General features: G+C 73.3%; 6 protein-coding genes. 5 read left to right on the forward strand and 1 reads right to left on the reverse strand.

Annotation, left to right across the window (positions count from 1 at the left end):
* The 3 genes from cobT to AOJ26_RS35660 all read left to right on the forward strand — a co-directional run.
* On the forward strand, nt 1-2,068 hold a 2,068-nt coding region (gene cobT / locus AOJ26_RS35650), incomplete at its 5' end, for a nicotinate-nucleotide--dimethylbenzimidazole phosphoribosyltransferase (protein WP_234358757.1).
* Between the two features lie 221 nt (nt 2,069-2,289).
* On the forward strand, nt 2,290-3,522 hold the full coding sequence (gene cobA, locus AOJ26_RS35655) for a uroporphyrinogen-III C-methyltransferase (RefSeq protein WP_053852505.1): 1,233 nt from the start codon (nt 2,290-2,292) through the stop codon (nt 3,520-3,522).
* A gap of 64 nt (nt 3,523-3,586) precedes the next feature.
* Nucleotides 3,587-4,405 carry a TrmH family RNA methyltransferase gene (locus tag AOJ26_RS35660; RefSeq protein ID WP_053852506.1) on the forward strand — a complete coding sequence of 273 codons (819 nt, stop codon included), beginning with the start codon at nt 3,587-3,589 and terminating at the stop codon, nt 4,403-4,405.
* 53 nt (nt 4,406-4,458) lie between these two features.
* Here AOJ26_RS35660 and AOJ26_RS35665 read toward each other — a convergent pair whose 3' ends face one another.
* Entirely contained in the window at nt 4,459-5,874 is a 1,416-nt protein-coding gene (locus AOJ26_RS35665) for a serine/threonine-protein kinase (protein WP_053852507.1), read from the reverse strand.
* 196 nt (nt 5,875-6,070) lie between these two features.
* Between AOJ26_RS35665 and AOJ26_RS35670 the strand changes: the two genes are divergently transcribed.
* Together AOJ26_RS35670 and AOJ26_RS35675 are read left to right on the forward strand one after the other, a co-directional pair.
* Nucleotides 6,071-6,346: a hypothetical protein gene (locus tag AOJ26_RS35670; protein ID WP_053852508.1), complete on the forward strand. Its 276-nt coding sequence runs from the start codon at nt 6,071-6,073 to the stop codon at nt 6,344-6,346.
* A 196-nt stretch (nt 6,347-6,542) separates the two neighbouring features.
* Nucleotides 6,543-6,725 (forward strand): hypothetical protein, encoded by a 183-nt coding sequence (locus AOJ26_RS35675; RefSeq protein ID WP_028809711.1) that lies wholly within the window; start codon nt 6,543-6,545, stop codon nt 6,723-6,725.
* Nucleotides 6,726-7,016: the final 291 nt, after the last annotated feature.

Below are 7,016 nucleotides of genomic sequence, written 5' to 3' on the forward strand. Positions count from 1 at the left end.
ACCCCAGTTCGCTGCTCCGGGTCCCATCGAGGCCCCGGCCGTGCTGCCCACGGGTGTCCCCCTGGAGCCGCAAGCGGGCCAGACCCTGGGCGAGTTCGTGCCGGTGGACGGGTCCGTGCCGACCACCCCGCACCTCGCACCGACCCCGCCCCACGCCCTGTCGCTCCCCACGGACGGCACACCGCACCCCGTGGTCCCGACCCCGCGCGAAGCGGACGGCGACCCCCAACCCGCGCAGCAGGCGGACGACCTGGACACCCGGGCGGCCGACCAGGAAGACCAGGAAGTCCAGGAAGTGAGCACGGCTCCCGTGGCAGAAGCACGACCCTCCACGGGCCCCGCCGCGCCCGCCTACGACGACGCCGAGCGCGAGGCCGTCCTCAAGGTCATGCGCGAGCGTCGCGACATCCGCAACGGCTTCCGCAGCGACCCGATCCCGCACGAGGTGCTGCTCCGCGTCCTGGAGGCCGCCCACACGGCCCCGTCCGTCGGGCACTCGCAGCCCTGGGACTTCGTCGTCATCCGCTCCGCCGAGACGCGGGCCGCGATGCAGGACCTGGCCCAGCGCCAGCGCGAGGCGTACGCCAAGTCGCTGCCCAAGGGCCGGGCCAAGCAGTTCAAGGAACTGAAGATCGAGGCCATCCTCGAGACCCCGGTGAACATCGTCGTCACCGCCGACCCCACCCGCGGCGGCCGCCACACCCTCGGGCGGCACACCCAGCCGCAGATGGCCCCGTACTCCGCCGCGCTCGCCGTCGAGAACCTGTGGCTCGCCGCCCGCGCCGAGGGCCTCGGCGTCGGCTGGGTCAGCTTCTTCGACGAGCGCGAGATGGTCCGCGCCCTCGGCCTGCCCGAGCACCTGGAGGTCATCGCCTACCTGTGCGTCGGGTACGTCGACGAGTTCCCGGACGAGCCCGAGCTGATGCAGGCCGGCTGGTCCAAGCGCCGCCCGCTGTCGTGGGTCGTGCACGAGGAGACGTACGGCCGCCGCGCCCTGCCCGGCGAGGAGCCGCATGACCTGCTCGGCGAGACCGTCGCCCAGATCCGCCCGCTGGACGCCAAGGCGCTCGGCGAGGCCTGGGAACGGCAGAAGCGCATGACCAAGCCGGCCGGCGCGCTCGGCATGCTGGAGATCATCTCCGCCCAGCTCTCCGGACTCTCACGGCAGTGCCCGCCGCCGATCCCGGAGCCCGCAGCCGTCGCGATCTTCGCCGGTGACCACGGCGTGCACGCCCAGGGCGTCACCCCCTGGCCGCAGGAGGTGACGGCCCAGATGGTCGCCAACTTCCTCGGCGGCGGCGCGGTCTGCAACGCCTTCGCCGGCCAGGTGGGCGCCGAGGTGTGCGTGGTGGACGTCGGCGTGGCCTCCGAACTCCCGGCCACACCTGGCCTGTTGCCCCGCAAGATCCGGGCCGGCACCTCCGACATGACCACCGGCCCCGCGATGACCCGCGAGGAGGCCAAGCAGGCCATCGAGGTCGGCATCGAGACCGCCCGCGACCTGGTCGCGGCCGGCAACAAGGCGCTCCTCACGGGCGAGATGGGCATCGCGAACACCACCGCGTCCGCCGCCCTGATCTCGGTCTTCACGGGCACCGACCCCGCCGAGGTCACCGGCCGCGGCACCGGCATCAACGACGAGACCCTGGCCCGAAAGACCGAGGTCGTCCGCCGCGCGATCGAGCTCCACCAGCCGGACCCGGCCGACCCGATCGGGGTCCTGGCGGCGATCGGCGGCTTCGAACACGCGGCTATGGTCGGCCTGTTGCTGGGCGGTGCCTCGCTCCGAACCCCGGTCATCCTCGACGGTGTGAGCGCGGGTGCCGCCGCCCTGGTGGCCCGTGCGATCGCCCCGGAGGTCCTCGCGGCCTGCATCGCGGGCCACCGCAGCGCCGAACCGGGCCATGTGGCCGCCCTGAACAAGCTGGGCCTGCGCCCCCTGGTCGACCTCGACCTGCGTCTCGGCGAGGGCACGGGCGCGCTGCTGGCCCTGCCGCTGGTGCAGAGCACGGCACGGGCGATGCACGAGGTGGCGACGTTCGACTCCGCGGGGGTCACCGAGAAGTAGGTAGGCGTTTGCGAGGGGGACGCGGGGGCGGGGCCTGTGCGTCCCTTCCCTGCCGTGGGCCCGTGGGCAGTCGTCCCGCAGGCCGGGACGGGCGGGCACGGACTCCTGACCCGCACCCGGCGATGACGCCCAGCCACTGGACACCTGAGCCGCCGCACGCCGCCACCCCGTAAAATCCGCACGTCAGGGCCACCGCAAAGCCCCGGAGGAGCCACACCCTCATGGCCGAGAACCCCGCCTACCCCGTAGGCCTCCGCCTCACCGACCGCAAGGTCGTCGTCCTCGGCGGCGGCCAGGTGGCCCAGCGCCGCCTCCCGGCCCTGATCGCGGCGGGCGCTGACGTCCTCCTCGTGTCCCCGGCGGCGACCCCCTCCGTGGAGGCGATGGCGGACGCGGGCGAGATCGCCTGGGAGAGGCGGCCGTACCAGGAGGGCGACCTGGCCGACGCCTGGTACGCCCTCATCGCCACCAGCGACAGCGAGGCGAACACCCGCGCCTCCGCCGAGGCGGAGCGGCACCGTGTCTGGTGCGTCCGCTCCGACGACGCCGACGCCGCCACCGCCTGGACCCCGGCGACGGGCCACAGCGAGGGCGTCACGGTGGCCGTGCTCACCACGAACGCGAAGGGCCGCGACCCCCGCCACACGGCGGCCATCAGGGACGCGGTCGTCGAGGGCCTGCGCGACGGCACCCTCGTCGCCCCGCACCACCGCACCCGCACCCCCGGCGTCGCCCTCGTCGGCGGCGGCCCCGGCGACCCGGACCTGATCACGGTCCGCGGCCGCCGCCTGCTAGCCGAGGCCGACGTCGTCATCGCCGACCGCCTCGGCCCCCGCGACCTCCTCGCCGAGCTCCCGCCGCACGTCGAGGTCATCGACGCTGCGAAGATCCCGTACGGCCGTTTCATGGCCCAGGAGGCCATCAACAACGCCCTGATCGAGCACGCCAAGCAGGGCAAGTCGGTCGTACGGCTCAAGGGCGGCGACCCCTACGTCTTCGGCCGTGGCATGGAGGAGCTGCACGCCCTTGCCGAGGCCGGCATCCCCTGCACCGTCGTGCCGGGCATCTCCAGCTCGATCTCGGTCCCGGGCGCGGCCGGCATCCCGGTCACCCACCGGGGCGTGGCCCATGAGTTCACCGTGGTCAGCGGCCATGTGGCGCCGGACGACGAACGCTCCCTGGTCGACTGGGCGTCCCTCGCCAGGCTCACCGGCACGCTCGTGATCCTCATGGGCGTCGACAAGATCGGCAGGATCGCCGAGACCCTGGTCGCGCACGGCAAGTCGCCCGACACCCCGGTCGCCCTGGTCCAGGAGGGGACGACGGCCGCCCAGCGCCGGGTCGACGCGACCCTGGCGACGGTGGCCGAGGTGGTCGTCGCCGAGGACGTGAAGCCCCCGGCCGTCATCGTCGTCGGCGAGGTCGTCGGCGTGGGGCCGCGGACATTGGCGTAACCCGGGGTAACCCAACCCGTCCCCAGCCGTTGGCACCGCACCCAGGACAAGGCAGTATCACCCTGTGGCCGATCTCATCACCGTCGAGGATCCCGACGACCCGCGCCTGCACGACTACACGGGCCTGACCGACGTCGAACTGCGCCGCAAACGCGAGCCGGCCGAGGGCCTGTTCATCGCCGAGGGCGAGAAGGTCATCCGCCGGGCCAAGGACGCGGGCTACGAGATGCGCTCCATGCTGCTGTCCGCCAAGTGGGTAGACGTCATGCGCGACGTCATCGACGAACTCCCCGCCCCCGTCTACGCCGTCAGCCCCGAGCTCGCCGAACAGGTCACCGGCTACCACGTGCACCGCGGCGCGCTCGCCTCCATGCAGCGCAAGCCGCTGCCCACCGCGGGCGAGCTGCTCCAGACCGCCCGCCGCGTGGTGGTCATGGAGTCGGTCAACGACCACACCAACATCGGCGCCATCTTCCGCTCGGCGGCGGCCCTCGGCATGGACGCGATCCTGCTCTCCCCGGACTGCGCCGACCCCCTGTACCGCCGCAGCGTCAAGGTCTCGATGGGCGCGGTCTTCTCCGTGCCGTACGCCCGCCTCGACACCTGGCCCAAGGGCCTGGACTCGGTCCGCGAGGCCGGCTTCACCCTCCTCGCCCTCACCCCGGACGCCAAGGCCAAAACCCTCGACGAGGCCGCCCCGCACAAGATGGACCGGGTCGCGCTGATGCTCGGCGCCGAGGGCGACGGCCTGACCACCCAGGCCCTGGTCGCCGCCGACGAATGGGTCCGCATCCCGATGGCCCACGGCGTCGACTCCCTCAACGTGGGCGCGGCGGCCGCGGTCGCCTTCTATGCGGTGGCCACGGGGCGCCCGCAGGCTTGACCAGCGGTTTCCTCCGGGCCTTGGCAGCGCCTACGACGGTCCCGACGGCGCGCTCAGTACGTGCCGCCGCCGGCCGGCCGCTGCTGCGGTGCCTGGTCCGGCGACGCGTGCACCTGTCCCTGTCCCTGTCGCTGCTCGCGCATGACACCGCCGCCGAGTCCGCGCGGCGGCCCCTGGCAGCCTTGGGCCGCGGCGATGCCGAGTGCCACGAGCAGGGTCACCACGACGAACACGAAGAGCCGCTGGCGCAGGAGGCGGGGGTTCGCGGGACGCAGCCCCGTCTTGGTGTTCCTGGGAGCCGGGCGGCCGGTACCGCTGCGCGGCGCGGGCCGGCTGCCGCTGCCGGAGCGGGTCGTGTTCCGCGAGGAGGCCGGGGCGGGACGGGATCCGGAGCGGGAGGAGGGCACGCCGTTGCCGCGCGGAGTGCTGCCGCCGCGCGACGGCACCCCGCCCCGCGCCGGTCCCTGGCCCCGCGCCGGTCCGGAACCGCGCGCCGACGAAGTCCCCTGCGAACCGGACGTGCCCGAAGAACCCTGCGGGCGGCGCTGGGCGGCCCGCTCCGGGTAGGTGTCGGCGATGCGCCCGGTGGGCCGGTCCGCCTCACCGGCGCGTGGGGCGGGCGGGCGCAGATCCGGCAGGCCCTGGGCCTCGCGCGCCGCGATCTCCTTGAGCCGCAGCGACAACTGGAGGGTGCTCGGCCGCTCCTCGGGGTCCTTCGCCAGACACGCGCGGATGAGGGGGGCGACCGCGTCGGGCACCCCGTGCAGCTGGGCCTCCTCGTGCACCACGCGGTACAGCATCACTTCGGAACTGCCGTGCCCGAAGGGCGAGTCGCCCATCGACGCGTACGCCAGGGTCGCGCCCAGCGAGAACACGTCCGTGGCCGGCGTCACCGCGGCACCGCGCACCTGCTCCGGCGCGAGGAAGCCGGGGGAGCCGACCGCGGTGCCGACATGGGTGAGGGTGGAGGCCCCGGTCGCCCAGGCGATGCCGAAGTCGATGATCCGGGGGCCCTTGGGGGAGAGGAGGATGTTCGACGGCTTGAGGTCGCGGTGCACCACCCCCGCCTCGTGGACGGCGACGAGCCCCTCCGACAGGGCGGCCCCGATGGAGGCGACCTCGGCGGCGCCGAGGGCACCCTCGTCGGCGACCTTGTCGTGGAGGGAGGGGCCGGGCACGTACTGGGTCGCGAACCACGGACGGTCCGCCTCCAGATCGGCCGCGACGAGCCGGGCGGTGCAGCCGCCGCGGATCCGCCGGGCCGCGGACACCTCGCGCGCGAACCGTGACCGGAACTCCTGGTCCTCGGCCAGATCGGGCCGGATGACCTTCAGTGCGACCCGCTGTCCCTTGCGGTCGGAGCCCAGGTAGACGACCCCCATGCCCCCCGCGCCGAGCCGTCTGTGAAGCCTGAACGAGCCGACGACGCGCGGGTCCTCGCGCCTCAGGCGCATCATCGCCATGTTCATCCCCGCTGCCCGGTCCGTGTGACGAGCCACAGCTTACGTTTCCGCGGGCCGCCGCGCGCAGAGGCCGCGCCCTCTCGTCCCGATGGATTGTCAGTGCCGGGTGGGAGAATTGAGGGGTGGTCAGGGAGCCGGAGGGCGGGCGGACTTCGGTTCGGATGTGATCCCAACCACCCGTCGCAGAAGGGGGATTGAACCCGTGAAGGGTGATCGCGTGGAGATAGTCGTGGACGCAGGGGACACGACGCGCACATATGAGGTGGTGGCGAGCAGGGCGGGCCGCCGGGTGGAGACGGCGGTACGACGAGGCGTCGTGGAAGTGAGCGAAGTCACGCGGAACGGATCGGTGGTACGGACGGCCCGGTTCATGGCGACCCGGGTGCTGGCGCTGGTGGAGCAGCCGGTGCCGCGCGAGGACGGCTCGGAGAAAGCGGGGCAGACCGGGCGACCCCTCCGGGAAGACCCGGAGTCCTAGGTCCCCGTCTCCACCCACGGGAGTACTCCGCTGGTCATGGCTCATCCTCGGGGAGGCCCGGCAATCGGTACGAGGGCATGACGTGCGGCGAGCCCATGACGCCTAGATTTGAGGTCAAGCGGCGGGTGCAGCACTCGTCCCCCGAGGTCAGACACCCGCCGCTGCCAACGACAACAGAACGGTCAGGAGAGGGACCATGGCTCTTACGGCACCGCGGACACTGTCCCGCACACGCCAGCCCCGCCGTACGGGCCGTCGCCACCCGCTGGTGGCGACGCTGATGGCCCTTCCCCTGGCGGTCCTGCTCCTCGTCGTCTTCGACGGCTGGGAGACAGTGGCCACACAGGCGTCGTCCGTGGGAGTGATGCTGGGGCGCTGAGAGGCGACCCCAGGCCCGGAAGAGCGGTCCGGGCGGGGACATCAGCCCATGAAACCCCGTGGGGACGGGGGTGCGGCGGACGGCAAAATGCCGGCGTAGCTGGGGAGCTACGCCGGCATTGCTTTTTTCTCCGGGGGTTGGGCGGGTTCGTGTGCGGGTGCGGCTTGGTGGGGGCGGGCTTTTTTGCGCAGTTCCCCGCGCCCCTGATGCCTGCGGCGGCCCGCCGCTGCCCGGTGGGGGCGTGCGTAGCGCATACGGCCCGGTGGTTGGGTCGGTGCCGGGGCGGGGGGT

The organism is Streptomyces sp. NRRL B-24085 (assembly GCF_001282115.1).
Lineage (GTDB): Bacteria > Actinomycetota > Actinomycetes > Streptomycetales > Streptomycetaceae > Streptomyces.